Raw genomic sequence first — 283 nt, forward strand, 5'->3', positions numbered from 1 at the left:
TAGCCGTTGTTGACCACCAGCTTGTGCACCGCGCGATGCGGCACCGCCACCCCTTTCGGCGTGCCGGCCGAGCCGGAGGTGTACATCACATAGGCGGCGCTCCCGCTATCGCAGGCCAGGCCCGGATTGGCGTCGCCGTGGGCGGCGATGCGCGCGTCATCGAGCAGCAGCTGCGGCAGCGCCGCCGGCAGCGCCAGCGTCCGCGCCGCCAGCACCAGCCTGGCGCCGCAGTCGGCCAGCATCGCCGCCTGGCGGGCCGGCGGCAGCACCGCGTCCAGCGGCA

The 283-nt window shown here is 74.9% G+C and carries 1 protein-coding gene; it reads right to left on the minus strand.

Annotated elements, in window-relative coordinates; genetic code table 11:
* A partial coding sequence (locus KVP70_RS33635) for an AMP-binding protein (RefSeq protein WP_217946765.1) occupies positions 1-283 on the minus strand: 283 nt, incomplete at both ends.

It is taken from the genome of Duganella violaceipulchra (genome assembly GCF_019166075.1).
Classification (GTDB): domain Bacteria; phylum Pseudomonadota; class Gammaproteobacteria; order Burkholderiales; family Burkholderiaceae_D; genus Rugamonas; species Rugamonas violaceipulchra.